Annotated in this window: 25 protein-coding genes; 4 read left to right on the top strand and 21 right to left on the bottom strand. The window is 73.1% G+C overall.

Annotated elements, in window-relative coordinates; genetic code table 11:
- Positions 1 to 255: 255 nt before the first annotated feature.
- The 19 genes from ABZZ17_RS36485 to ABZZ17_RS36575 all read right to left on the bottom strand — a co-directional run bounded on the left by ABZZ17_RS36485 (position 256) and on the right by ABZZ17_RS36575 (position 17,302).
- Positions 256 to 849 (bottom strand): NAD(P)H-dependent oxidoreductase, encoded by a 594-nt coding sequence (locus ABZZ17_RS36485; protein ID WP_356883020.1) that lies wholly within the window; start codon positions 847 to 849, stop codon positions 256 to 258.
- Positions 850 to 1,001: 152 nt separating this feature from the next.
- Entirely contained in the window at positions 1,002 to 1,205 is a 204-nt protein-coding gene (locus ABZZ17_RS36490; protein ID WP_356883022.1) for a cold-shock protein, read from the bottom strand.
- 136 nt (positions 1,206 to 1,341) lie between these two features.
- A complete protein-coding gene (locus ABZZ17_RS36495; protein WP_356883024.1) occupies positions 1,342 to 1,575 on the bottom strand; it encodes a hypothetical protein in 234 nt (77 codons plus the stop codon).
- Between the two features lie 33 nt (positions 1,576 to 1,608).
- Positions 1,609 to 1,797 (bottom strand): hypothetical protein, encoded by a 189-nt coding sequence (locus tag ABZZ17_RS36500; RefSeq protein ID WP_356883026.1) that lies wholly within the window; start codon positions 1,795 to 1,797, stop codon positions 1,609 to 1,611.
- Between the two features lie 50 nt (positions 1,798 to 1,847).
- The gene (locus ABZZ17_RS36505) at positions 1,848 to 3,107 is read right to left on the bottom strand and encodes an ABC transporter permease (protein WP_356883028.1); all 1,260 of its coding nucleotides are present in this window, start codon (positions 3,105 to 3,107) and stop codon (positions 1,848 to 1,850) included.
- Positions 3,104 to 3,988 (bottom strand): ATP-binding cassette domain-containing protein, encoded by an 885-nt coding sequence (locus ABZZ17_RS36510; RefSeq protein WP_356883030.1) that lies wholly within the window; start codon positions 3,986 to 3,988, stop codon positions 3,104 to 3,106. The genes ABZZ17_RS36505 and ABZZ17_RS36510 overlap by 4 nt, the downstream gene beginning before the upstream one ends.
- A gap of 53 nt (positions 3,989 to 4,041) precedes the next feature.
- A complete protein-coding gene (locus tag ABZZ17_RS36515) occupies positions 4,042 to 5,310 on the bottom strand; it encodes a YcaO-like family protein (RefSeq protein WP_356883089.1) in 1,269 nt (422 codons plus the stop codon).
- Positions 5,310 to 7,847 carry a class III lanthionine synthetase LanKC gene (lanKC, locus tag ABZZ17_RS36520; protein ID WP_356883032.1) on the bottom strand — a complete coding sequence of 846 codons (2,538 nt, stop codon included), beginning with the start codon at positions 7,845 to 7,847 and terminating at the stop codon, positions 5,310 to 5,312. The genes ABZZ17_RS36515 and lanKC overlap by 1 nt, the downstream gene beginning before the upstream one ends.
- Positions 7,848 to 7,925: 78 nt before the next feature.
- Positions 7,926 to 9,563 carry a daptide biosynthesis intramembrane metalloprotease gene (gene mpaP, locus ABZZ17_RS36525; RefSeq protein ID WP_356883034.1) on the bottom strand — a complete coding sequence of 546 codons (1,638 nt, stop codon included), beginning with the start codon at positions 9,561 to 9,563 and terminating at the stop codon, positions 7,926 to 7,928.
- 238 nt (positions 9,564 to 9,801) lie between these two features.
- Positions 9,802 to 9,963, bottom strand: a complete 162-nt coding sequence (locus ABZZ17_RS36530; protein WP_356883036.1) for a daptide-type RiPP — start codon at positions 9,961 to 9,963, stop codon at positions 9,802 to 9,804.
- 105 nt (positions 9,964 to 10,068) lie between these two features.
- Complete coding sequence (locus ABZZ17_RS36535) at positions 10,069 to 10,227, bottom strand: daptide-type RiPP (protein WP_356883038.1); 159 nt, start codon at positions 10,225 to 10,227, stop codon at positions 10,069 to 10,071.
- 126 nt (positions 10,228 to 10,353) lie between these two features.
- Positions 10,354 to 10,512, bottom strand: a complete 159-nt coding sequence (locus ABZZ17_RS36540) for a daptide-type RiPP (protein ID WP_356883040.1) — start codon at positions 10,510 to 10,512, stop codon at positions 10,354 to 10,356.
- 65 nt (positions 10,513 to 10,577) lie between these two features.
- Positions 10,578 to 11,978: a daptide-type RiPP biosynthesis dehydogenase gene (gene mpaC / locus ABZZ17_RS36545; RefSeq protein ID WP_356883042.1), complete on the bottom strand. Its 1,401-nt coding sequence runs from the start codon at positions 11,976 to 11,978 to the stop codon at positions 10,578 to 10,580.
- 331 nt (positions 11,979 to 12,309) lie between these two features.
- On the bottom strand, positions 12,310 to 12,480 hold the full coding sequence (locus tag ABZZ17_RS36550; protein ID WP_356883044.1) for a daptide-type RiPP: 171 nt from the start codon (positions 12,478 to 12,480) through the stop codon (positions 12,310 to 12,312).
- A 125-nt stretch (positions 12,481 to 12,605) separates the two neighbouring features.
- Entirely contained in the window at positions 12,606 to 13,877 is a 1,272-nt protein-coding gene (gene mpaD / locus ABZZ17_RS36555; RefSeq protein ID WP_356883046.1) for a daptide-type RiPP biosynthesis aminotransferase, read from the bottom strand.
- Complete coding sequence (gene mpaM / locus ABZZ17_RS36560; protein ID WP_356883048.1) at positions 13,874 to 14,695, bottom strand: daptide-type RiPP biosynthesis methyltransferase; 822 nt, start codon at positions 14,693 to 14,695, stop codon at positions 13,874 to 13,876. The genes mpaD and mpaM overlap by 4 nt, the downstream gene beginning before the upstream one ends.
- Positions 14,692 to 15,744 (bottom strand): daptide biosynthesis RiPP recognition protein, encoded by a 1,053-nt coding sequence (mpaB, locus tag ABZZ17_RS36565; RefSeq protein ID WP_356883050.1) that lies wholly within the window; start codon positions 15,742 to 15,744, stop codon positions 14,692 to 14,694. The genes mpaM and mpaB overlap by 4 nt, the downstream gene beginning before the upstream one ends.
- A gap of 65 nt (positions 15,745 to 15,809) precedes the next feature.
- A complete protein-coding gene (locus ABZZ17_RS36570; protein ID WP_356883052.1) occupies positions 15,810 to 16,742 on the bottom strand; it encodes an LLM class flavin-dependent oxidoreductase in 933 nt (310 codons plus the stop codon).
- Between the two features lie 311 nt (positions 16,743 to 17,053).
- Positions 17,054 to 17,302, bottom strand: coding sequence for a hypothetical protein (locus tag ABZZ17_RS36575; protein WP_356883054.1), 249 nt, complete (start codon positions 17,300 to 17,302; stop codon positions 17,054 to 17,056).
- Between the two features lie 334 nt (positions 17,303 to 17,636).
- On the opposite strand from ABZZ17_RS36575, the gene ABZZ17_RS36580 reads away from it, so the two are divergent.
- Positions 17,637 to 18,608: a LuxR C-terminal-related transcriptional regulator gene (locus ABZZ17_RS36580; RefSeq protein ID WP_356883056.1), complete on the top strand. Its 972-nt coding sequence runs from the start codon at positions 17,637 to 17,639 to the stop codon at positions 18,606 to 18,608.
- A 144-nt stretch (positions 18,609 to 18,752) separates the two neighbouring features.
- Entirely contained in the window at positions 18,753 to 19,091 is a 339-nt protein-coding gene (locus ABZZ17_RS36585) for a DoxX family protein (protein WP_356883058.1), read from the top strand.
- 116 nt (positions 19,092 to 19,207) lie between these two features.
- On the opposite strand, the gene ABZZ17_RS36590 is transcribed toward ABZZ17_RS36585, so the two are convergent.
- On the bottom strand, positions 19,208 to 19,894 hold the full coding sequence (locus ABZZ17_RS36590; RefSeq protein WP_356883060.1) for a hypothetical protein: 687 nt from the start codon (positions 19,892 to 19,894) through the stop codon (positions 19,208 to 19,210).
- Between the two features lie 185 nt (positions 19,895 to 20,079).
- Entirely contained in the window at positions 20,080 to 20,832 is a 753-nt protein-coding gene (locus tag ABZZ17_RS36595) for a 2OG-Fe dioxygenase family protein (RefSeq protein ID WP_356883062.1), read from the bottom strand.
- Positions 20,833 to 21,034: 202 nt separating this feature from the next.
- Between ABZZ17_RS36595 and ABZZ17_RS36600 the strand changes: the two genes are divergently transcribed.
- Positions 21,035 to 21,268 (top strand): acyl carrier protein, encoded by a 234-nt coding sequence (locus ABZZ17_RS36600; RefSeq protein ID WP_356883064.1) that lies wholly within the window; start codon positions 21,035 to 21,037, stop codon positions 21,266 to 21,268.
- Between the two features lie 23 nt (positions 21,269 to 21,291).
- A complete protein-coding gene (locus ABZZ17_RS36605; RefSeq protein WP_356883066.1) occupies positions 21,292 to 25,356 on the top strand; it encodes a beta-ketoacyl synthase N-terminal-like domain-containing protein in 4,065 nt (1,354 codons plus the stop codon).
- Positions 25,357 to 25,369: the final 13 nt, after the last annotated feature.

Raw genomic sequence — 25,369 nt, forward strand, 5'->3', positions numbered from 1 at the left:
CGGGGGTGTCGCCGAGGTCGGCGAGGGTCGTCAGCCGGATGTCCTCGCGGCGGGCCCTCGCCACGTACGCGCCGAAGCGCCGGGCGTCGAAGGCGGTCAGGTCGAGTGCGAGCTTCACCCACTGGGGTCCGGTGCGTATCGGCATGCCCCCATCCAACCGTGCCGCGTCCCTGGTGGGGAGGGGCGGTGGACGGTACGCGCCCACCGGCGGCCGCCCTCCCCCGCGCCGACTCCCCCCACCTGCGCGTGCGGGGTCTAGGGCTGTTCGTTCGGGAAGCGGGCGAGGGGGGTTTCGCGCTCGAAGAAGGTCTTGGCGCGGACCATCGCGCGTGCGTCGTCGCGTACCTGGCCGGGGCGGGAGCCGTTGCCGAGGAGGACGCCGCCGAAGTGCATGCGCAGGTAGGCGGCCGTGTTGGTGAGGGTGGTGGCCAGGCCGTCGGCGACGGCTTCGTCGTACTCCGCCATGGCCGTGACGCCCCACAGGGTGCGGCCCGCCATGCGCTGCTTGAAGTCCAGCTCCGGGACCGCCAGCCAGCCGGACCAGTAGTCGAGGTAGCGCTTGGTGTGGGCGGAGACGGTGTACCAGTACAGGGGTGAGGCGAGGACTATGTCCGTGGCCTCCAGGGTGGCCTGCCGCAGGGCCAGTTCATTCTCGTCCGGCGTCCAGGCGCCGCCCTCGTGGCGGCCGTCCTGGAAGTCGGGCAGCGGGAGGCGGGCCAGGTCCACCCAGGTCTGCGGAACGCCGGCGGGCAGTTGAGCGGCGGCCTCGCGGGCGAGGATCTCGGTGTTGCCGTCGGGGCGGGAACTGCCGAGTACGAAGAGGAACGAGCGGGCGGCGTCGGTCGTCATGTCTGCTCCGGTGCGGGTACGGGGCCGGTCGGTTGCGTTCGACGCCTCCAACCACCGTGTCCGCCGGGGATATTCCGTCGGCCTGCCGGTCTGTCAGGTCCGCCGCCCCGGCCCGGTCGGGGGCTCGGGCGGCGGACCCGGCGGGGCCGCGGTCAGAGCGGGCGGACCTGCTCGGCCTGGGGGCCCTTGGGGCCCTGCGAGGTGGAGAACTCCACCCGCTGGTTCTCGTCGAGCGAGCGGTAGCCCGTGGAGTCGATCGCGGAGAAGTGCACGAAGACGTCGGGGGTGCCGTCGTCCGGAGCGATGAAACCGAACCCCTTCTCGGCGTTGAACCACTTCACAGTGCCCTGAGCCATGCCGTGCCTTCCGTCCGTCGGGCCCGGCGCTGTCGTCGCGCCCGGCTCCCGCGCTCATTACTCCCCAGCCTCCGGCGGGTGAAACGGGCATGGCCGTGCCCCCGCCGGGGGCGGGGGCACGTGGCGTCGGGGTGGGTCAGTGGCGGTGCCAGCCGCGCAGGGCGGCGCCGGTGAGGACGGCGTCGACGGCCGTGGTCACCGATGCCGGGGGGAGCTCGGGGGTGGTCAGGGTCAGGGTGGCGGTGGAGCCGGCGCAGGAGTCGACGGTGGCGCTCCATTCGGTGGGGAGCTGGGCGATCAGACGGATCGCGGCGGTTTCCGGGGTCGCGTCGGCGGGGCCTTCGATCCGGATGTGGTGCTCCGTGGCCATCGGTGACTCCTGCGTGCTTGAGGTGCGGGTGGGTCAGTTGTTGCGGCGGGCGCGGCTCAGCTGGAAGGTGCCCGCGGCGAGGGCGACGAGGATCGCGGCGCCGCCGCCGTAGCGCAGGGTGTTGTCGACGTCGCTCGCGACCAGGGCGATCTCGGCGCAGGCCAGGATCGCCAGGAGGGCGGCGATGAGGGTGGTGGAGCGCTGGGAGGTGCTGGCGGCCATGGTGTTTCTCCTTGGATGAGGGGTGGTGGGGTCCGGGTGGAAGGGGTCGGTCAGTCGCCGAGCTTGAGGGCCTGGCGGAAGGAGAGCCGTCCGCCGGTCTGCATGAGGGCGCGGCGGTAGATCCGCTCGCTGGTGAGGATGACCAGGACGGCCGCGGCGAGGGACACGAGGAGGGAGAGCGCGGGTTCCCACCAGGTGGTGTCGCCGGCGACGATGCGGCCGGGCATGGTGATGGTGGAGGTCAGGGGCAGGAAGGACAGCACGGTCTGGGCGGTGCCGGAGGCGGAGATCCCGGCGATGAAGACGACCGCGACGATCGCGTTGACCGGGGTGGTGGTGGACTGGATGTCCTCGGTGCGGGTCGCGATCGCGCCGGCGGCGGCGAACACGCAGGCCAGGACGGCGATTCCGACGACGTAGTAGACAAGGAACCAGCCGAGGCCGGCGGTGACCTGGCCGAGGGTCTCGCTCTCGCCCATGGCGACGAGGCCGATGGCCGCGGCCGCGGCGAAGGCGAGCATCTGGGTGAGGGCGAGGACCGTGGAGCCGACGATCTTTCCGACGAGGAGGTCGCGCAGCCGGATGGAGCTGGCGATGATCTCCACGATCCGGTTCTGCTTCTCCTCGACGATGCTGGTGGCGAGGGAGACGCCGAGCAGGACGGCGGCGAGGTAGAAGAGGAAGCCGAAGAAGTAGACCGCCATGTGGACGACCGCTTCGGGGGTCTCGTCCGGTGAGAGCAGGGTGTGCTGGAGTGCCGCGCCGCGGGTGAGGGCGTCGAGGCTGGTGCCGGCGCCGGTGGCGTTGGCTTCGAGGGCGGTGTTCTGGACGGCGGCGCCGATCCAGGTGGAGGCGGTGGGGTCCCGGTCGGTCTTGCCGAGCAGGGTCCAGCCCTCGGGGGTGCGGATCAGGCCCGCTTCGACGTCGCCGGAGCGGACGGCTTCCCGTACGGCTTCCTCTGAGGCCTCGGCCTTGACGGTGATCTCGACGTCCTGGCCCGCCCGGTCGGCGAGGGCGACGGCCTGCTGGACGAGGCGGCCGCTGTCGGCGCCGACGGCGGCGACGCTGATCTTCCCGGCGGTGGAGGCGAGGTAGACCTGGAGGGCGACCGCGCCCAGGATCAGGGCGAGGGTGGCCAGGGTGGAGAGCAGGAACCCGCGGTCGCGGATCTTGACGGCGATCTCGCGGGCGGTGACGATCCGCCAGGCCGCCTCGCGGCGCTCTGCGGCGGGGCGCGGTGCCGGCGTGGCGGGTGCCGGGGCGGGGGCGGTGGGGGCGGTGGTGCGTTCGGTGGTGAGGGTGCTGCTCATGCTGCCGTCATCTCCCTGAATACGTCGGCGACACTGGGGACGATCTCAGCGAACTCGCGTACCGATCCTCGGCGCAGTGCCTCCGCCAGGAGCCGGTCGGCCGCGTCGGCGGCGGCCACTTCGACGAGGGCGGCGCCCTCGTGTTCCTCGATGACGGTCACTCCCCGGACCTCGTGGATCCAGCGGGTCGGGCCGCCGGTGACCAGGCGGTGGCGGACGGTGCCGCGGCGGCGCAGCACGTCGGAGGTGCCCTGGGCGAGGACGCGGCCGCCGGAGAGGAAGACCAGGTCGTCGCAGAGCCGTTCGACGAGTTCGAGCTGGTGGGAGGAGAACAGCACCGGGACTCCCCGGTCGGTGTGTTCGCGCAGGAGGTCGGCCATGCTGTCGACGGCGTGCGGGTCCAGTCCGGAGAACGGCTCGTCCAGGACGAGCAGGTGCGGGTCGCCGATGAGGGCGGCGGCGATCTGGACGCGCTGCTGGTTGCCCAGGGACAGGGATTCCAGGCGGGCGTCGCGCTTGTCGGCGAGGGAGAGCCGCTCCAGGAGAGCCGTGGCGGAGCGCTGGGCGCCGGCCTGGCCGAGGCCGCGGAGCCGGCCGAGGTAGACGAGCTGGCTGAGGACGGACTGCTTGGGGTACAGGCCGCGTTCCTCCGGCATGTAGCCGAAGCCGCGGCGGTCCGCGTCGGTGGCGAGGTCGTCGTTCCAGCGGATCTCGCCGCCGTTCAGCGACAGCACGCCCATGATCATGCGCATGGTGGTGGTCTTCCCGGCGCCGTTCCCGCCGACGAAGCCGGTCATCCGGCCGTCGTCGACGCGGAAGGAGACGTGGCTGACCGCGGTGTGTTCGCCGAAGCGCCTCACCACGTTGTCCAGTTCCAGCATGGGGTTCCTTTCCTCCCGTCCGGGGCCGGGGGCGTGTCGTGCGGGGCGGTGGGTCAGGGCAGGGGGTGGGGGGCGGCGGCCGTGTGGTCGTCGAGGCGGGCGGGGCAGCCGGTGCGTTCGGGGGCGCTGTCCAGGCGGGGCCGGTTCCAGCTCCAGCGGTGGGTCTCGTCCATCCGCAGGTGCTGGTAGCCGGCCGGGACGACCTTGACGGCCTGCCAGCCCATGGAGGCGACGGTGGCGGGCAGGCGCGGGGTGAGGTCGACGACGACCGGGTCGGCGCCGTCGGCGAGGATCCCCGCGACGATGTCCTCGGTGCTGACCTCGGTGGGCGTCATGGGGCGGCGGCTCGGGGTGAACCCGGCGACCCAGTCGCTGACGGCGGTGTGGGCGCGGGGGGTGAGCATGTACTGGATCCGGTCGTGCTCGGTGACGAGGACCTCGGGCACCGGCCGGGGGTCGAGGCGGGCGGTCTCCAGGGCGGTGCGGACCTGCCAGGCCTCCTGGAGGGCGCCGAGGAGCGCGTCGTGCGGGCGGTCGGAGGCCTTCATGCCGACGGTGGCCAGGGCGCCGGGGCGGGCCGGTTCGACGAGGGAGGCGACGATGCACCACAGGCCGGGGACGGCGGTGGGGATGCGGGCCAGAGTGGGGGTGATGTCCGCGTCGAGGGCGCGCTGCCACAGGCCGCGCAGGGCTTCCGCGGTGGGCCGGTCGGCGGGGGTGGTGACGGCCGCGGCCGGGTCGGTGTAGGCGGGCAGTCGCAGCTGGCGGCCCCAGGCGACGGTGAAGGCGTCCCGCTCGATGACCTCGATGAGCGCGGAACGCAGCGCCATCGTGCGGGAGTTGCCCGCGGCGGCGCCCGAGGGACCGGGGTCGAAGAGGGACGTCGGGGTGAGGGTGGGCCAGTCGACGAGGTCGGCGGGGACCATCACGGTGGCGCCGTCGCTCAGGCGCCGGCCGGGGACCCAGCCGAGGAAGGCGGTCGCGGCGTCGGGGTGGGCCAGGGCGTGCCGGGGGTGCTCGGGGTTCAGGGTGGGCCGGCCCAGGGTGGTGGCGGTGCCGCAGAGACCGGGCAGGGCCGGGTGCGGGTGCAGGGCGCGGCGTTCGACGGCCTCGCCGGCGCCGCGCAGCAGGGCGTCGGCGCGGGAGTGGCCGCTGGCTCCGGCGACGAGCGCCGAGAGGGGGACCTGGTCGTCGGTCATGCCCGGGACCGCGTGGAGCGCGACGGCGGCGCTCCACAGCGGGTTGGTGCCCTTGGGCGGGATGAGGGAGTAACGGGAGGCGACTCCGGTGGTGGGGGCCAGGGTGCGCGGGATGTCGATCATCACGCGGCCGCCTGGACCGTGGAGGTGGGCCGCGGCGCGAAGGTGAAGAAGGGCAGCGGCTGGGTGTCGTCGGTGGTCAGGGCGGTGAGGGCGAGCAGGACGCCGGAGGAGCCGGTGGCGAGGTCGGTGGAGAGGCGGTAGCCGTGGTCGCCGAGGAAGTCGATGCGGCCGGGTTCGGCGGCGAGGGCCTCCCAGCCGAGGGCCTCGATGTGGGCGCCGAGCCGGCCGGGGGCTCCGGCGGTGTGGTCGGTGAGGGCGAGGACGGCGCCGGAGCGGCCGTTGAAGAGGCCGCAGGGGACGGCGAAGTGGGTCTGGACGGTGTCCAGGAGCTGGTCGTGGGCCTTGAGGAGGTCGGGGTCGGGCCGGTGGGCGGCGAGGGCGTGGGTGACCATGGCCAGGCCGGCGCTGCCGACGAGGCCGGGGCCCAGGCGCAGCCGGCTGTCGGCCTGGTCGAGGTCGATGGTCTCCAGGTCGGCGCGGAGTTCGACGGTGGCGGCGTCCAGGTAGGAGGTGTCGCCGGTGGCTTCGAAGAGGCGCAGCAGGAACAGGGCGTGGCCGGCGCGGCCGTGGACGAGGCCGACGCGCTTGGGGCCGGGCAGGGCGCTGTCGGGGCCGCCGAGGCGGGCCGCGATGCTGCGGGCCATGTCGAGGTACCCGCTGTCGCCGCGCCGTTCGGCGAGGTGGACGGCGGTGAGGCCGAGGCCGGACCAGCCGTTGGCGAGGGAGTCGCTGATGCCGGGGGCGGGGGTGGCGAAGGCGCGGGCCATGAGGGCGGCGGCTTCGTCGTGGCGGCCGAAGTGGTCGAGGGTGTACGCGATGCCGGCGAGGCCCGTGTAGAAGCCGGGGCCGTCGGTCTCGACGTCGCGGGAGTGGTCGGCGAGCCACTGGACGTGCTCGGCGGGCGGTTCGTGGCCGGTGTGGGACAGGGCCCACAGGATGCCGGCGGCCCCGTAGGCGAAGGTGGTGCCGCCGCCGGGGGCGAGGAACTGCATGGCGTCGCCGGGGTAGAGGCGGTCGGCGCGCTCGGGGGTGCCGGTGTCGATGATGGAGCGGGCGATCGTCTCGCGTACGGCGGCGTAGGAGGGGTCCTCGGGCCAGGGCGCCGAGAAGTCCTTGCCGGAGGTGAGGACCTCGGGGCCGAGGGCGTCCTCGATGGCGGTGACGAGGGAGGCCGGCAGGTCGAACTGTTCGGTGGCGACCTTGATGAGGGTGCGGACCTTGGCGACGCCCCACGGCACGACCTGGGGCATGGGGACGAACATCGTCAGGCGGAGCACGGCGAGGGCGAACAGGTCGACGTCGGCGCCGGTGATGTGGTGGGGGGCGTGGAAGCCTAGGGCGCCCATGGCCTGCTCGCTGTTCGCCTCGACGGGCGTGGAGGTCTCCATGTCGATGAAGGCCACGGTGTCGTCGGGCTTGACGAGGATGTTGCCGGGGTGGAGGTCGCCGAAGACGACGCCCCGTGCGTGCATGGCGGCGACGCCTTCGGAGACCTGGTCGAGGATGTCGAGGGCCCAGGTGGTGTAGGCGGCGCGGGCGGCCGGGGTGTTGTTGCCGTTGGTGAAGGGGTGACGGGTCCGCAGGACGTCGATGAGGGCCTCGCCCTCGACGAACTCGCGGGCCAGGAAGCGGTGTTCGTGTCCGTCGCGGTAGTCGAGCAGGGCGGGGACGGTGGGCAGTCCGGCGAGCTTGGTCAGGGCCCAGTGCTCGCGTTCCATGCGGGTGACGGCGTCCGCGCCGCTGCCGTCGAGGCCGGCGAGGGGGCGGGCCTCCTTGAGGAGGACCTCGGTGCCGGTGCGGTGGTCGACGGCGCGGTAGACGCCGCCGCCGTTGGAGAAGTGCAGGGCCTTGTAGACGCGGAACGGGAAGTCCTTGAGGGTGCCCTGCTTGCGGGTGAGGTGGGCCTCGGCGAGGAAGTCCGGGAGGGTGACCCACTCCGGCGGCTTGAAGGCGGGGCGGCGCAGGTCCGGGACCATCTCGCCGGCGGGGTTGCGGATGCCGGGGACGAGGGTGCCGTTGTCGGCGCGGGCCATCTTCAGGACGAAGCCGCCGTAACGGACGAAGAGGGGGCCCTGCTTCCAGCGCAGGTCGCTGAGGATGTAGGGGGCGGGGGTGCCGCCGACCAGCTCCTCCAGGTCGTTCAGCGTCTTTTCGAGGGAGGCGTCGGTCGGCGGGTAGATGGTGATGAACTTGCCGCTGGCGCTGCGGTCGCCGTACTTGCTGCCGCGGCGGCCGAGGATGTCGCGGTTGGAGATGTACTTGTACATCAGCTCGTGGTCCGCGCAGTACGGGGCGACCAGGTCGAGGAGCGTCGCCGCGTTGTCCGGCGAGGCCGAGACGTGGATCTTCCATCCCTGGTCGGGGATGTCGAGCACGGGCGGGGTGCAGACCGTCCATTCTCTTCCGCGGGTCACGGTCCAGCCTGGCGCCGGAATGCGGCCCGCGTGGAAGTCCTGGTCGGCGGCGCCGGTGTGGTCGGGGGCGTCGTAGAAGAGGGAGTCCTCGCGGCAGAAGTCGAGGAAGCGGAAGTCAAGCACGATACGTCTCCTGGCCGTGGATGCGTGCGGGTGCGGCGGTGGCCGCGGGGAAAGTGGACGGTGGCGCGGTCCCGGGTGTCAGGACGGGATGAAGGGGCTGATGTAGGTGCGGTAGGCGACTTCCCAGAGCGGGAGGGTGCCGGTGGCGACCTCGGCGGCTCCGGTGGGCTGCCCCGGGGTGCCGTCGACGGTCAGCCGGTAGCTGGTGACGGGCAGTTCGGGGGCTCCGTCGAGGGAGATGGGGAAGAAGGAGGAGAGCGGCGCGGTGCCGGGGCCGGGGGCGCCGGCGGCGATGGCCGCGGTGCCGACGACGGGGTGCAGGACCGGGCCGTTGGCGGTGAGGGTGACCTGCTGGCCGGGGGCGAGGCGGTCGGTGTCGGCGCCGTCGAGGAGGACCAGCTCGGTGTGCTGGCCGCGGGTGACGTAGGCGGCGGGGACGGTGTGGGTGACGGGCAGGAACATCAGCGCGCCGGCCGCCGCGGCGAGGGCGGCGGTCACCGGGACCACGCGGCGCGGTGCGGCGCCCGCGGCCCGTACTTCGCCGGCGAGCCGCTGGGCTCCGCGGACGAGGAAGTACAGGGCGTAGGAGAGGGCGGACCCGGCGAGGCAGACGCCGATGGTGCCGCCGCGCTGGAGGAGGTCGATCCACAGGTCGAGGGCCGTGGAGAGCAGGTACAGGGGGAAGGCCATGCAGGCCAGGCCGTACCAGGTGGTCCAGCGGGTGTCGAGCTCCCGGGTGTAGGTGCCGCCGAACAGGAGGCGGGCGAGGGCGCGCCGGGCGTCCGTCATGGCGCGGTCGCGCAGGTACGGGACGTCCACGTGGCTCATCAGGGCGATGTAGCCGTCGAGCTTGATGAAGGGGAGCAGGTTCAGCAGGCCGGTGAGGTAGCTGCCGAGGGCGAAGAACACCAGGCCGGTCTTGAGTCCGCCTTCTGCCAGCGGCCAGGCCGCGAGGGCGGCGGCTCCGGCGAGGAAGGTCTGGACGGTGGGTCCGGCGAGGGCGACGTGGACGCGCTGGCGGCGCTGGGGCAGGCGCCAGGAGTCGGACACGTCGCAGAAGAACGCGGGCATCAGGTAGAAGAGCATGATCCCGATGCGGGAGGGGCGGCCGCCGTAGCGGATCAGGGTGGCGGCGTGGCCCAGTTCGTGGATGGAGGTGCCGATGACGAGGCCGGCGAGGATGCCCAGGTAGGTGAGCGGCGAGAGCGGCCCGCTGAGGGAGCTCTTGACGAACGTGTGCTGGACGGCGAGGGCGATCAGTCCGACGAGGGCGGTCAGCAGGGCGGAGCCGATGACGGCGCGGTTGCCGAGGCGGGCGAACAGGGGCTGCAGGGCCTGCATGGCGCGGCCCGGGCGGAGCAGGGTCAGCTGGACGGTGAACGGCGGGATCATCTTGACGCGGGGGTCGGGCCCCGCGGCCTTCATGTCGCCGCGGTCGATCAGGCCGAGGCCGTCGAGGCGGTCGACCGCGACCGCGACGAGCTCGGGGGTCCAGGTGCGGCCCATGAGGCGGGCCAGGTCCTGGTGGTCGCGCTCGCCGTCGAAGTGCTCGGCGAGGTCGGCGACGGAGGGGGTCACGCGGATGTAGCGAGGGCCCCGCTGCAGCACCCACGTGCCGCCGTCGCCCATGGGCGGGTGGATCTCGGTGCCCGGGGCCCGGTTGGGCCGCCGCGTGTGCGCGGCGGGCGCAGCGGGTGGTGCGGTGGTGGCGCTCACGGTGGGTTCCTTAGCGGCGGGTCGGGGTGCGGGGGTGACCGTCGGGCCCTGCCGGGGGCTGCGGCGGTCGGGGGTGGTTCAGGGGCGCCCCCCGCCTCGGCCCGGCTCATTCGTTCTGCCGGAAGCCGGGCCGAGGCAGGATCTGCGGCGTTGCCGAAGCGCTGGGACCCGAGGTCCTCAGTCACCGAAGATCTGGTGAGGGGTGCTCACCGGGGAGTCGCGTCCTTGACGGGCTCGATCAGGTGAGGGCGATCGAGGTGGCGACGGCGGAGGAGACGCCGGCACCGATGGACACGCCGGTCCAGAAGCCCGGGGCCTCCAGCGCCTCCAGCTCCTGCATCTCCAGCTCGACGCCCGCTTCGGCGGTGATGTCGTCCGTCTTGATGATGTTCTCGGCCATGGTGGCTTTCCTTTCGGTGGGTGGTGCTCGGTGAACGGAAATGAGTGGTGTGGTGCGGTGACGCGGGTGGTGCGGTGATGCGGTCCGCGGGGTGCGGACGGGGTGTTACGTGAGGCTGAAGGCCACGGAGACGACCGAGATGCCGACGCTCACGCCCACGCTGGTGGCCCAGCCCGGGGCCTCCAGGGCCTCCAGGTCCTGCATCTCCAGCTCCGAGACGGCCAGGTCCTGGAGTTCGGTCTCGACGTTGTCGTGCTCGCTCATGTGTTTCTCCTCTGTGGGTTGTTCCGGTGGTTCCGGGGTGTCCGGTGGTGTCCGGGGCTTCCGGGGGTGGTGCGCAGAGCCCGTGGGCGGTCGCCGGGAGGGGTCCCGGCGGGCCGGCCGGTGGGATCAGGTCAGGCTCCAGGCGACGGAGACGACCGAGATGCCGACGCTGACACCGATGCTGGTGGCCCAGCCCGGGGCCTCCAGGGCCTCCAGCTCCTGCATCTCCAGCTCCGAGAGCGCCAGGTCCTGGAGCTCGGTCTCGATCGGGTTCTTGTCGCTCATGCGGTTCCTCCTCGGGAATGCTGCGGTGGGTGGTACGGCCGTGCGGGTGGTGCGGTGGTGCTCCATCACGGGCGCGCAGGGGACTGTGCGCCGTGGTGGTCCTGTCGGCCGCGGGCGCCGGGTGCGGCGCCTCGGGCGGCCTGGTCGGTGGCCTCGGTGAGGAGCGCGCGCACGTCGGCGGCGCTCAACTCGTCGAGGATGGGGAGGCCCGCTCCCCAGGCCCGCATGGTGCGGGTGGTGGCCCTGGCTATCTCGGTGCCGGTCGCGGTGACGGTGCGGTCGATGTGCCAGTGGCGCATCAGGGCCAGCAGGCCGTCGGCGGGGTCCTCGTCGAGCCAGGGGGCGTGGTTGCGCAGGGTGCTCCACAGGCGGCGGATGCGGTCGGGGCTGCCGAGACGGGTGTCCCCGGCGAGGGTGCGCCGCCACAGCACCGGCCAGAGCGCGGAGACGGTCCGCATCTTGGCCAGGTTCAGGGTGGTGGAGAGTTCGTTGGCGATGGCCCAGCATTTGACGGCGTACGGGCTGCGGCCGATGTTGAGCAGGCCGATCTGGCTCTCGCCGCTCATCTCGGCGATGCGCAGGCGCAGTTCGGCGGGGACGGGCGTGCCGTGTGCGCGGTGGGCGGCCACGTGGTAGCCGGCGGCGAGGAGCCGGGCGGTGAGTTCCTCGACCTGGGCGTCCTGTTCGGGCAGGTCGGTGTGGTCGCCGGCGTACGGGCTGACGGTGCGGAAGAGGGCTTCGAGCACGCCGTCGGCAATCAGCTCGGGCGGCAGGGTGGCGGTGGCCTCGGCGGTCCACAGGGCGGCGACGGGCCGCAGGCAGGCGCCGGTGGCGAGGAGTTTCGCGCCGTCCTTGGCGAAGCAGGCGACGGTGCCCAGTTCGCTGCCGGTGCCCAGGGTGGTGGGGACGGCGAGGACCCGTACGGAGGTGCCGAGGGCGGGCGGCAGGACGAGGAAGCCGCTGCGCTGCGGGGAGTTCAGGTACTTGGGCAGTTCGGGCCGGGCGGCGGTGAGGGCGGCGAGTTTCGCGAAGTCGAGGGTGGTGCCGCCACCGATGCCGATGACGAGTTCGCCGGGGGCGAGCAGTGCGGCGAGTTCGGTGGTGGCACGGACCCCGCCGGCCGGGTCGAGGGTGACGAGGCGGGGGTCGAGGCCGGCGGCGCGGACCTGTGCGCAGACCAGGGTGGTGACGCTCTGGCCGGCGACGGCCGGGTCGGCGAGGACGGTGACGGCCGGGGCGCCGTCGCGGCGCAGCCAGTCGGCGAGTTCGCCGATGGAGCGCAGCGGGGGTGCCGGCGGGACGAACGGGGGGCGGATGGCGCCCTTGCGGGCCCTGGCCCGGGCCGGTGCGGTGGCGTCGGTCGGGGCTGCGGTCGGGGCGGCAGGGGCCATGGGGTGGGTGTCCGGGAGGGTCGGGGCGGATCCGAGGGCGGCGTGGCGGGCGCCGGGTACAGCGGTGGTACTCACGTCAGCTCCTTGACCACGAGCACTCGTGCTCTGCATCGGTTACGGTGTGGGTTCCTGCCTCGGCCCGGCTCATTCCTTTGCCGGAAGCGGGGCCGAGGCAGGATCTGCGGCCGGGGGTCGTACCGCAGGGGGCGAGCGGGGCTCGCCGGTGGGGAAGGACGGGACGGGGGGACGTACCCGCCGTTCCCTCGGTTCTTGTGACGCGCGGCCGTACGGGCCCCGTGGGGCGGTACTGCCGGTGTGCGGGCCGTCGTCGCCCCTCAGGTCCTCAGGTCGCTGAGGCCGACCGGGCCGGCCGGGCCGCTGGGGCTTCCGGCGGAGCCGGGGTGGATCAGGTCGCGACGACGACCGAGACGCTGACCATGGTGCCGATCGAGACGCCGGTCCAGAAGCCCGGGGATTCGAGGGCTTCGAGCTCCTGCATCTCCAGCTCGGTGGTCTCCGGCTGGAACTCCTCGGTGGCCGGGGCGGTGGTCTGGTCGGTGGGGTTCTGCTCGGTCATGGCGGTTTCCCTTGGTGTGGTGGTGCGGAGCGGTGGGTGTGGTGCGGGTGGTGGCGTGGTGCGGGTGGTGGTGCGGTGCGGGTGGTGGTGCGGTGCGGGTGGTGTGCGCCGGGTGTGGTGCGGGGTCAGTTCCGGGCGGCGGACGGTGCGGTGGGCAGCAGGGCGTCCAGTCCGCTCTCGACGCAGGCCATGAGCTCGTCGAGCTCGGCGTCGGAGTAGGTCAGGGCGGGGACGAGCTGGATGCCGGCGGGGCCGGGGTGGACGATGGCGCCGGCCTGCCTGATCCGGGTGACCAGGTGGGCGACGCCGGCTCCGGAGAGGCGGTTGCCGCCCGGGGAGGCGATGTGCAGGGTGCGGAAGCAGCCCTTCCCGGAGGCGCCGACCACCAGGGGGTGGCGGGCGATCAGGTCCTCGACGGCGGCGTCGAGGCGGGCGGCGAGCGCCCGGCCGGCGACGACGGCGTTCAGGCGGTGCATCTCGGCGATCGTCGCGCCGATGGCGGCGCACGGTATGGAGCTGCCGCCCTGGGTCTCGGCGTGCGTGAGGATCGCGTCGTGCCCGATGAAGGCGTCGGCTATCTCTTGGGAGAAGACCACGGCGGAGGCCGGGCAGGTGCCGTTGGTGAGGCCCTTGGACGTGATGAGCACGTCCGGCTGTCCGGGCCAGGTCTGGGAGGCGAAGAAGGTGCCGGTGCGGCCGAAGCCGGTGGCGACCTCGTCGGCGACCAGCAGGTAGCCGGTTTCGTCGCGCAGCCGGACCAGTTCGGCGATGTACTCCTCGTCGAGGGGTACGGTGCCGGTGCCGAGGACCGGTTCGACGACGACGGCGGCGATCTGGTCGCCGCTGCGGGCCACGAGGTCGCGCAGTTCGCCGGCGTCGTTGGGCGTGACGTGCCGGATGAGCCGCTGGTCGACTCCGTAGACCCGCTGTCCGAGGTCCTCGCCGGTGAGGGCGAAGCCTCCGAAGGTCAGGCCGTGGAAGCTGCCGCGCAGGGCGACGACCAGGTTGCGGCGGGGCCGGCCGGCCAGGGCGTGGTAGTGCCGGACGAGTTTCATCGCGGCGTCGTTGGCGGCGCCGCCGCCGGAGGAGAACAGCACCCGGGCGTAGTGCTCGGGTCCGCACACCTGGAGGAGGGCGTCGGCGGCCCGCCGGGCGTAGGTGTTCTCGAAGCGGAAGGAGTTGAGGTAGGAGCCGGTGGTGGCGGCTTCGGCGATCGCGGCGGCGATCGCCTCGTTGCCGTAGCCGAGGTTGGCGTTCCACAGTCCGCTGTCGGCGTCGAGGGCGACGCTGCCGTCGGCGAAGGTGACGCGGTGCCCCCGGGCGGAGACGGCGCAGAGGCCGTCGTCGCCGTGGGTGCTCGGGGGGATCAGGTAGGGCCAGAGGGCGGAGGTGGTCATGGGGTGGCCTGTGCCTTCAGCAGGGCGACGCGGTGGCGTTCGCCGGGACCGGTCAGTTCTCGGCGTCCGGTGACCGTGAGGCCCGCCGCGGCGAGTTCGGCCTCGGTCACTGCGGCGCTCATGGTGGACACCGCGTCGACGCAGACGGTGACCGGGCCGGCCCCGGGCGCCGCGGGGACGATGGTGACGTTGCGGTGGGCGGCCCCTTCGGGCCAGTACTCGTACATGTCGTAGGTGGTGCCGCTCGCTCCGGTCACCCGGGCGCTGACCTCGGTGGGTCCGCCGGCGTCGCCGCGTTCCATGACGGACACGAGGAACTGTCCGCCGGGGGCGAGGTGGGCGGCGACGGCCCGGTAGAGGCCGGCGCGCTGGGCGGCGTCGAGCAGGGACAGGGAGGTGGTGCCGAGCACGATGTGGCCGTAGGTGCGGCCCAGGTCGAAGGCGGACATGTCGGCGTGGACGACGGTGGCGCGTTCGCGGAGCCTTCGGGGGGCTGCGGCGAGCCGGGCGTCGAGCAGGGCGAGCATGTCGGTGGACAGGTCGAGGGCGGTGACCTCGCGTCCGATGGCCAGGAGCGGGAGGGTGAAGCGGCCGGAGCCGGCGGCCAGGTCGAGTACGGCTCCGTCGGCGGAGCGTACGGCGGCGAGGATCTCGCGGACCTCGAAGCCGTCGGCGGCGGCGAGGTCGTCGTAGACGGGGGCGCCCGCTGTGTCGTACATCCCGCAGAGGCGGGCCCGGTCGCCGAGTTCGGCGACGCGCAGGCCGGCCCGGCCGGGGAGGGCGCGGGGGGCGGGTGCGGTCAGGGTCGTGGCGGTCATCGGACACCGGCCGGGATGCGGGCGTCGAGGCGGATGCCCCGGTCGGCGAAGAAGGTGCGGACCCGGTCGAGGACGGCCGGGGCGGCGAAGTCCTCGGCGGCGTCCTGGGCGGCCAGCAGGGCTTCGAGGGCCCGGGCGGTGGTGTGGCCGATGGTGAAGACGCGGCCGGAGTGGACGGCGTAGGCCTGGTCGGGGGTGAACAGCACCAGCGGCAGGCCGGCGTCGAGGAGGTCGCTCTCGTGACCGGCGGCGGACAGGCCCGGGGTGAGGCGGGCGCCGAAGCCGGAGACCTTCAGGCCGCCGATGTCCTGGGCGGTCAGCGTGCGCAGGGCCCTGACCGCGGCGAGGTAGCGGGCCAGGAAGGGGCGGACCTGGAGGGCCGCGGTCCGGGCCTCCTCGGGCACGACGGCGCCGAGGCTGACGGCGCAGGGGACTTCGCTGGCGGCGTTGACGTGTTCGAAGCGGGTGGCGAGGACCTCGGGGGTCTCGCCGACGGTGCCGAGGGGGGTGCCGCCCGGTGAGGTGGACACCGAGCCGTCGGGGCCGACGTACAGGCGCAGGCCGGGTCCGTCCTCCTGGCCGGCGGCGCCGAGGGCGGCGAGGTCGGCGATGACGACGGAGGGGGTGATGAGGAACTCGGGGAAGACGCCCTGGGCGAAGGCCCGGTCGGCGTCGGCGCAGAAGGCGGCGAAGTCCTCGGTGCCGAAGACGCGTACCAGGGTGGGGCCGAGCACCGACATGTAGGCGCTGGAGGCGTAGTCCTGGGTCTGGAGGTAGAAGTCCTCGCCGAGGGCGAAGTCGGCGCCCGGCTCGGCGAGGGACCCCTCGTAGCCGACGACCTGGGCGGCTTCGTCGCCGTCGGCGCTGCCGGGGGCGAAGACGAGGGTGCCCGGGCCGACGAGGCCGGAGGCCGTGAGGGCTGCGAGGTGGGCGCGGTCGGCGAGCACGATGGTGGCGACCGAGCCCGTGGGGACTCCTGCCGGGCGTGCGCCGCCCGAGCCCCACGACATGATGTGCTCCTTCGCGCGTCTGCGCGCTTGCGTTTCCATTGCAGTCCCGTCCTTGATGGCCTGGTGTCCTGGTGAGTCCTGGTTCCGTGGTGGTGCCGTGCGGTTCACGCGGTGGCGCGGAGGATCGCCTGGAGGTCGCCGAGCGCCTCCTGGGTGCCGAACATCTTGTTGACGCCCGTGGTGTTGAGTACGACCTCGTCGACGCCGGCGTCGCCGTACGCGGCGAGCCGTTTGGCGACGGTGTCCAGGTCGCCGGCGACGAACGCGCCCACGTCGACCACGCCCCGGGCCACCGACTTCACGTCCTCGCCCGCCACGTCCACACCGGCCCGCCGGAGCATGTCCAGGTAGTGCGGTGCCTGCATGTGGGCGTAGTTGCTCGCCATCGCGAGGCGTTCGGGTTCGGTGCCCTCGCGGTCGATCCCGACGGGGACCATCGCGACGATGCGCGGCCGTGTGGTGCGGCCGGCCCGGGCCATGCCCTCCTCCACGGCGGGGATCAGCACCTCGTGGATGTAGGAGGGCGGGGTGAGCCAGGTGATGACCGTGTCGGCCACCTCGCCGGCCAGGCGGGCCATGCCGGGGCGCAGGACACCGAGTCCGACGTCGACGCGGGGCGCGGCGCTGGGGGCGAGCTGTGCCTGGAAGCGGAAGTGGGGGCCGTCCGTCTCGACGTGTTCGCCGTCCAGCAGGCGCCGTACGGCGGTGACGTACTGGCGTGCCACGGAGAGGGGTTTGTCGTACGGGGCCCCCAGGATGTTCGCCTGGAAGGCCGGGGCTCCCGGGCCGAAGCCCGCGATGACCGGGTGGCCGGTGGTGAGGGCCACCGAGCGGGCCTGGTTCGCGGCCTCGAAGGGGTGCCGCAGCGGCATCAGCGTCACACCGAAGCCCGTCGGAACCCTGAAGCCGGCCCCCGCGGCCCCGACGAAGGTCTGGTGGGGTTCCAGGATCATCGACTGCCCCTGCCACAGGCGCAGCGCCGAGGTCCAGTTCACCAGCCCCGCGAAGGGGAGTGCCTGCTCCAATCGGCGCGGCACGAAAGGTATCAGGACCGAAAAGTCCGTCATGGCGGTAGACGTCTCTCTGGTAGAGGGGGCGGGGGCGGGAGGGGTGGTGCGTGGCCGGCGGCGGTGCGGCGCGGGTGGCGCGGCGGGCCCGGCGGGCCTGGGGTGGAGCGGGTGCGCGGTGCGGGTGCGCGGTGCGGTGGTGCTCGCTGCGGGTGGTGCTCGGTGCGGTTGCGCTTCGTGCGGTGGTGCGGGTGGTGCTTCGTGCGGTGGTTCTCGGTGCGGGTGACGCCGGGTGCGCGGGTCCGTCCGGTGGTCGGCCGGTCGAGCCCTCGCGGGCCGGGTCAGCCCCAGTCGTTGGTCTCCTTGCACAGGGGGGCCAGCACCGATCCGAGCGGGTCCGGGAGCCGGCCGGCCACCGCGTCGAGGAGCGTGCAGGGCGTGACCGGCTGGACCACGGGGGCGGGCTGGGGCACCGGCGTGGTCCCGTCGGCCTGGGCGGCGCCCTGGCCCGCGAGGGTCAGCAGCCCCCCGGCCAGCAGTACCGCCGCGGCGCGAGCGCCTCGGCGAGCGATGCCGGCCTGAACACCCACAGCGGCAGTGCGGTTCACGTTGTCCCCCAGTGATCGGATGGTGCGGTCTTCGGTCTTCGGTCTGCGGTCTTCGGTCTGCGTTTCCGTTCCCGTTGCTTCCTTGCGAGGACAACTCTGCCTTCGCTCAAGCCCTGTTCGAGGGCTCTGACCGTGCAGCATCCTGCGCCTTCCCGTGCCGTTTCCTGCACGCCCCGCGAGCGCCCCCGCCCGCCGCCGTTCCGCCGTCCCCACCAGCCCCACGGACCCCATGGGTCACGCCCGCCCATGGCGCCACGGCATCCCGCCGATGTATCTCTTACTCCTGGTAAATCGGCCATGAACACAGGGGGGAACTGTGGCGCAGCCAAGTCTGGAGTTCTTGGGCCTCGGCCCAGCCGAGGAGGCCCTTTACCGGGAACTCCTCCGCCGGGGGACGACCGAGCCGGGTCAACTTCACGCCACCGACGACACCCTCGCGCGGGTCACCGAACTGGGGCTCGCGACCAAGACGCTCACCGGCGCGCTCAGACCGGCCCAGCCTTCGAGAGCCGTCGAACGCCTCATCGAGAACATGGTGACCCGGCTCCAGGACGAACTGGAGGAGGCCGCGCGCCGGCAGGGGATCCTGGACTCCTTGCTGGGCGAGCGCGAGCCGGCCCCGCGCGCTCCGGTGGCCGCCCCGCACGACGCTCCCGCCGTCCAGCAGATCGAGGGGATGGACGCGGTGCGCTCGGCGATCGACGAGCTGACGTTCTTCGCGCGGACGGAGAACCTGACGACCAATCCGTACGGCATCCTCACCCCCGAGTCGATCGACATCTCCCGGCCGCTGGACCTGCGGGTGCTGCGGCGGGGCGTACGGATGCGCACCCTGATGGCCTCGCCCGCGCTCGACGATCCGACCACCATGGCGTACCTGCGCGAGCTCGCCGCCAAAGGGGCCCGGATCCGGATCTCCCACCAGCCCCTCGAACGCATGATCATCTGCGATCGGGCGGCCGCGCTCACGCCGATGGATCCGGCGCACACCGCCAAGGGGGCGCTCCTCACCCGCGAACCGGGCCTGGTGGCCACGCTGGTCGCCCTCTTCGAACGGATGTGGGCGATGGCGCAGGAGCTGCCGACGCAGGACACGGAGCAGCCCACGGAGATCGAGCGCAGGATCCTGCGCACGCTCTACAACGCGGACAAGGACGAGACCGGCGCCCGCGACCTCAACATCTCGGTCCGCACTTACCGCAAGCACATCGCGACGCTGATGCAGCGCCTGAACGCCGCCAACCGCTTCCAGGCGGCCCTCCTGGCACAGGAGAAGGGCTGGCTGTAGGGACGTACGTCCCGGGCGGGTCCGCCGCGCCGCCGCCGGCGGGACCCGCCCCTGAGAATTTTTTCCGGGCGGCTGTCACATCCGTGCGGCGGCGCGGGTCATAGGGGTGTCGAGCACAGCAACCCCGCCCCCGAGGAGCCCCCGATGTCCACCACCGCCACCGTCGTCACCCTGGTCGCCGCGTTCATGGCCGGTTTCTCCGGCGCCTCGATCTTCTTCGGCGCCAAGTTCACCGTCGAGCCCCTCGCCGCCTACGGTGTGCCCCGCAGCTGGTGGAACTGGCTCGGCGCCGCGAAGGCCGCCGGGGCGGCCGGTCTGGTCGCGGGACTCTTCGTCCCCGCGATCGGCGTCGCCGCCGCCATCGGGCTCGTCCTCTACTTCACCGGCGCTGTCATCACCGTGCTGCGCGCCCGCTCCTACGCCCACGTCGCGTTCCCGATGGTCTACGCCGCCCCGGCCGTCGCCGTCCTCGCCCTGATCTGAGCGGCGGGGGCGTGCGGTACCGGGTACTGCGCGTCAGCGCGGCCGCGGGGACCGGGCCACGGCGTGAACGCCGTGGCCCCCGCCGTGGCCCGGTCCTTCGCACCGCGCCGGGGCGCTCAGCCGACGCGTTCGACGCGCGCCCGCCGGATGAGGTTCTTCCCGGGCTCCCGCACCTGCTCGAAAGCCGCGTTGTTCAGCAGCGCGCAACTGCCCGACGGACCCGTCACCGTCACCGTCGTCGCCCGGCCGTTGTCCAGGTTCGTCACCTTCAGCTTCGTCCCCACCGGGAACGTCCCACTGCTCGCCGCCGGAGCACCCGCCTCACCGGACAACGTCACCGTCGACCCCGGGCAGACGACCTGCCCGGTCGCCGGCGGCACCTGCGGACCGGCCGCACCGGCACCGGGCGTGGAACCGGCCGCAGGACCCGCCGGCGCACCGGCCTGCGCTCCCCCGCCGCCCGACACGCGTTCGACGCGCGCCCGCCGGATGAGGTTCTTCCCGGGCTCCCGCACCTGCTCGAAGGCCGCGTTGTTCAGCAGCGCGCAACTGCCCGACGGACCCGTCACCGTCACCGTCGTCGCCCGGCCGTTGTCCAGGTTCGTCACCTTCAGCTTCGTCCCCACCGGGAACGTCCCACTGCTCGCCGCCGGAGCACCCGCCTCACCGGACAACGTCACCGTCGACCCGGGGCAGACGACGTCGGGGGCCGCGGCGTGGCCGGTCGCCACCGTGACGGCGACGCCGCCGGTCACCAGCGCTCCCGCGACCACGGTGAACACGAGCTTCTTCACAGGACTCATGGTCCGTTTTCTGGACACTGACACTCCTCGATCCGATGGACGCTCCCCCACGACCTGCATACGGCCCGGGGTCGGACGCGAGTTCAGTTTTGTCACCGCTCCACAAATCCGCCTGCGACAGGTTTCGGCGCGGTTCGGGTACGAGACACCGCGCACCACGCCTCCGTGACAGCGTGCGGCCCGGATCACTTCACGGGATCGGCGGTCAGTTCTTCGCGCAGCAGCTCCGGCGCGTGCCGGTAGCCCATGATCAGGACGTCGCGCACGGCCGCCTTCGACGGGTCCACGGGAAGGATCGGACGCACCGCGTGGAGGATCTGGGCGTCGGCCCAGAACATGGTGTCCATCTGCTCGGTGAGGCAGAACTCGGTGACCAGTTCCCGGTCGAGGCCGTACACCTGCGATTCCCCGCCCCGGGCGTTGAAGCGGCCCATGAGGTGGATGACCCCGAAGTCGACCTCGTCGCGGTGCGGGCCCTCGGGGGTCGGCTCGCCCGTCTCGTCCGGGGTGCTGATGATGCGGAACTGGTGGCACTGGACGTCCCAGGGGTCGTCGAGCCAGGTGTCCTCGGGGACCGGGAACCGTTCGAAGTCGGACCGCAGGAGCCGGGTGAGGAGCGGGTTGTCCAGGGTGGTGCGGCTGAGCGGTGCGACGTCGCGGTCGATGCCGCCGGCGTAGTCGTTGGCGCCCATCGACTGGAAGTAGGGGCGGTGCGGGCGCAGCCGGACCTCTCCGGTGCGGGGGACGAAGAAGAACCGGTCGTAGCGGCGTTCCCGGAACCGGGACCCGCCCTTCAGGTACTGGTCCGTCTCCAGGTTCTCCCATTCGGCGGCCAGTTCCTTGACGTGCTGCCTCAATTCGGCGTCGATGACGAGCCGGTCGGCCGGAATCAATGAATATCCACTGGTCCGCAGTTCTTCTCGCACCTTGTTCTGCATTGCTGGCTCCTCCGTGCCGGATGTCACGCACTCCTGCTCCCCGAGGTTCCCACAGTGCTGCTGACGCTGAACTGACAGGGCGGACGGGTCAGGAGGACGTCAGCCGGTCGTCACACGGCCTGTGGTTCACTCGGCCGGTATGACAGAACAATTGGTGTCCTCACCCAGATCGGAACGCCGCTCGGTTCTGGAAGAAATCGTCGTGGCGGAATTCAAGACGGCACTGCTCATGCCCGAAGACGAGGAGCTGCCGCTGGAGGACAGCTTCTTCGAGCTGGGCATGACGTCCTTGCTGCTCACTCTGGTCAAGCAGCGGCTGGAGGGGCAGCTGGGGCGGGGCATCAGCAGCACGGCCCTGTTCAACCAGCCCACCGTCGAGCGGTTGACGGATTATCTGGCCTCCGAAGTACTGGCCGACATCTTCGACGCGAACTGAGAGAGGCGGCCGCCATGCCGGGAATGCCGAATCCTCCGGGAAATCCGGATCCGGACCTGCTGGAAAGGCTCGAAGCGGCGGAGGAGACGATCCGCCGGCAGCAGGGCGAGCTCGGGCAGTTCCTCCTGGAGAAGCACGAGCCGATCGCGGTGGTCGGCATCGGAATGCGTTTTCCCGGCGGGAACGATTCCCTTTCGGCTCTGGATTCCTTCCTGCGGGACGGCCGTTCCGGAATCGGGCCGCTGCCGCGCGACCGTTGGGTTCCGGAGGTGGCCGGGGGTGACATCACGGCGGTCGCCGGTGGTTTTCTCGACCGTATCGATGAATTCGATGCCCAGTTCTTCAACATTCCGCCGAAGCAGGCCCCTTTCATCGATCCGCAGCAGCGGCTGCTGCTGGAGACGGTGTGGCAGGCCCTGGAGGACGCCAACATCGATCCGGCCGGCCTGCGGCACGGCGACGGCGGTGTCTACGTGGGGGCTTCGCCGCTGGACTTCGCGCTGGAGCTGGAAGGGCTCTCCGACGAGCAGCTCGACGGGAGCCTGACGACCGGGCTCGGCGGGTATTCGATGTCCGGCCGGCTCTCGTACTTCCTCGGCCTGCGCGGTCCGAGCCTGACGACGGACACGGCGTGCGCGGCCTCGCTGACCGCGCTGCACCTGGCGGTCGAGGGGCTGCGGCGCCGCGAGTGCGGCATCGCGCTGTGCGCGGCGGTGAACGCGCTGCACAATCCGCGCTCGTTCGTGATCCTCTCGCACGGCCAGATGCTCGCTCCCGACGGGCACTGCAAGACCTTCGACGAGAGCGCGGACGGTTACGCGCGCGCCGAGGGCTGCGGGGCGCTGGTGCTGAAGCGGCTGTCGGACGCGCTGGCGGACGGTGACACGGTGCTGGCGCTCGTACGGGGCACGGCGATCGGGCAGGACGGCGAGAGCGCGGGCCTCAGCGCGCCCAACGGCACGGCGCAGGAGGCCGTGATGCGGGCCGCGCTGGCCAACGCGCGGCTGGAGCCGGGCGACATCCAGTACGTGGAGGCGCACGGGACGGGGACGCCGCTGGGCGACCCGATCGAGCTCGGTTCGGTCAACGGGGTGTTCGGTGCCTCGCACGACGCGGAGAACCCGCTGACGATCGGCTCCCTGAAGGCCAACATCGGGCACATGGAGCCCGCGGCCGGGCTGGGTGCGGTGATCAAGGTGATCACGCAGATGCGGGCGGGGTCCTTCTTCCCGCACGTGTGGCGGAACCTGTCCGGGCGGATCCCCTGGGAGACGTACCCGATCACGGTGGCGACGGAGCAGCGGCCGTGGGAGGCGCCGGTGCGCCGGGCCACCGTCAACGGCTTCGGCGTCGCCGGGGCCATCGCGGTGGCGGTACTGGAGGAGGCCCCGCGGACCGGGCCGGCACCGGAACGCCCGGCGCAACAGGCGCAGGAGCAGGAACAGGAGCGGGAGCAGGAGCAGGAGCAGGAGCAGGACCGGCCGCAGGAGCGGGCACGGCCCGGGCAGGTCTTCACCCTGTCGGCGAAGTCGCGGCCGGCGCTGCGCCTACAGGCCGAGCGGTACGCGCGCTTCCTCGCCGCGCACCCCGGTACCGGCCTGGCGGACCTGTGCCGGACCCGCGCCACGGGCCGCTCGCACTTCCGGTACCGGGCGGCGGCGGCCGTCGCCGGCACGGGCGACCTGGGCGCCCACCTGGAGCGGTGGAGCGCCCCGCCGCGCGGGGAGGAGAAGCCGGACGCCTTCCGCAAGGTGGCCTTCCTGTTCACCGGCTCCGGTTCGCAGTACGTGGGCATGGGACGGTCCCTGTACGGCCGCTTCCCCGAGTTCACCCGGTACGTGGACGAGTGCGACGCCCTCTTCGCCCCGCTGCTCGGGCGTTCCGTGGCCGCCGTGATGTTCGGCGAGGCGCCCGACGCCGAGGAGACCCTGGCCCGTACGTCCTTCACGCACGCGGCGCTGTTCACCCTGGAGTACGCGCTGGCCCGGCTGTGGCTGTCGTGGGGGGTGCGGCCCGGGGTGCTGATCGGGCACAGCGTCGGGGAGATCGTGGCGGCGACGGTGGCCGGGCTGTTCACGCTCGCCGACGGGATCACCTTCCTCGCCGCCCGGTCCGCGCTGATCGAATCGGTGTCGGCGGCGGAGCCGGGCGGCATGGCGGCGGTGTCGGCGGCGGCGGACGAGGTGCGGCCGCTGCTGAAGGTCTGGCCGGACCTGGCGGTCGCGGCGGTCAACGCGCCCGGCCAGTGCGTGATCTCGGGCGGGGAGGGGTCGCTGGCCGAGGCGGTCGAGTCGCTGCGCGAACGGACGTGGACGGTCACGCCGTTGCAGGTGACGGCCGCGTTCCACTCGCCGCTGATGGCCGGGGTGTCCGAGCCCCTGGCGGAGGTGCTGGGCCGGATCTCCTTCCACGAACCGCGGCTGCCCCTCGTGTCGAACCTGACGGGGCGGATCGCGTCGCCGGCGGAGCTGGCCACCCCCGAGTACTGGGTGCGGCACGTGACCGAGACGGTCGAGTTCGCGGCCGGGGTGCGCGCCGTCGCGGAGCGCGGCCGGCACGTGTTCCTGGAGGTCGGGCCGTCGTCAGCGCTGACCTCGCTGGCCCGGCGCTGCGTCCCGCAGGAGCAGCACCGCTGGCTGAGCTGCCTGCGTGCCAAGGACACCACCGGCGCCTCGCTGGACGCCGCGCTGGCGGGTGCCTACACGGCCGGGCTGAACATCGCCTGGGGCGAGGTGTACGCGGGCGGCCCCGGGCGGCGGATCCCGCTGCCGGGGTACGCCTTCGACCGGCGCCGCTACCGGCTCCCCGCCCGCCCGGCGGCGCGCGGGACCGCCGACACCCATCCACTGCTGGGCCCTGAGGTCCAACGGGACGGCGGGCAGCGGGAGTTCACGGCGCGCATCAGTGCGGGACGGCCCGCGTACCTGGCGGACCACACGATCGGCGGGCAGGCGTTCCTGCCCGCGGCCGGATACCTGGAGCTGCTGCTCGCGGTACAGGACGAGGTCCACGGCGACACCGGGCGGGCGGTGGAGGACGTGCGCTTCCACGAGGCGCTGTTCCTGACCGACCGGCCGACGCTGCTGCTGACCCGGGTGCGGCCCGGGCCGGGCGGGCGGCTGGCCGTGGAGGTGTCGAGCCGGCCGGCCGACGAGGCCGGGGGCGCCGAACGGCTGCACGCGACGGCGTGGATCGCGGCGGCGGCGGAGCGGGCGGGCAGCGGACTCGCGGGCCCGGGCCGGGAGCTGCTGGGCCTGCTCGGGGCGATGGAGGACGAGGAGCCGGCGCGGGTACTGGACGGCGAGGAGGTACGGGCCGCGTACGGGCGGGCCGGGCTCACGTACGGGCCGCAGTTCAGCCGGACCCGCCGGGTGGCGGCGTACGGCCCGGACTTCGCGGTGGCGGAGCTATCGGGGGCGGACGTCTCCCGGGCGGAGCACCTGCCGCCGCCGGTGCTGGACGGGGCGACGCACGCGCTGGCCGCGCTCACCGACGACGGAAACCGGTACGTGGCCACGAGCGTGGCCCGGCTGCGGGCCTTCAAGAAGCCGCGCGGGGAGGTGCTGCGGTCCGCCGCGCGGGTGCGGCGCGCCGCGGATCCCGTCGTCGGCGCGGGCGGTGACCCGGCGTTCACCCTGGACGTGCTGCTGCTGGACGGCGGGCCCACGGGCGGCCGGCCGGTGATGGAGCTGTCCGGGATGGGCTTCACCCGGCTTCCGGACCGCCCGGCCCCGGCGGCGGACACCGCCCGGGAGGCGGAGCTCGCGGCGGCCGCGGCGCCCCTCGACCCGGCGGTCCTGGCGCAGGCCCCGCCGGAGGAACGGCACGGCGTGCTGGTCGCGCTGGTCCGGGGCACGGTCGCCGCGCTGCTCGCGATCGACGACCCGGAGTACGTGGACACCCGGGCGGGCTTCCTGGAGCTGGGCGTGGACTCGCTGACGGCGATCGTGCTGAAGAGCCGGCTGGAGGCGCGGCTGCGCGTCCCGCTGCTCTCGTCGACGGTGTTCGACCACCCGTCGGTGGAGGAACTCGCCGCCCACCTGGGCCGGACCCTCGCCCCGGAACCGGCCGCGCACCCGGCCCCCTGAGCCGGCCGGCCCG

Source organism: Streptomyces sp. NPDC006512 (assembly GCF_040611935.1).
In the GTDB taxonomy this organism is placed as follows: Bacteria; Actinomycetota; Actinomycetes; order Streptomycetales; family Streptomycetaceae; genus Streptomyces.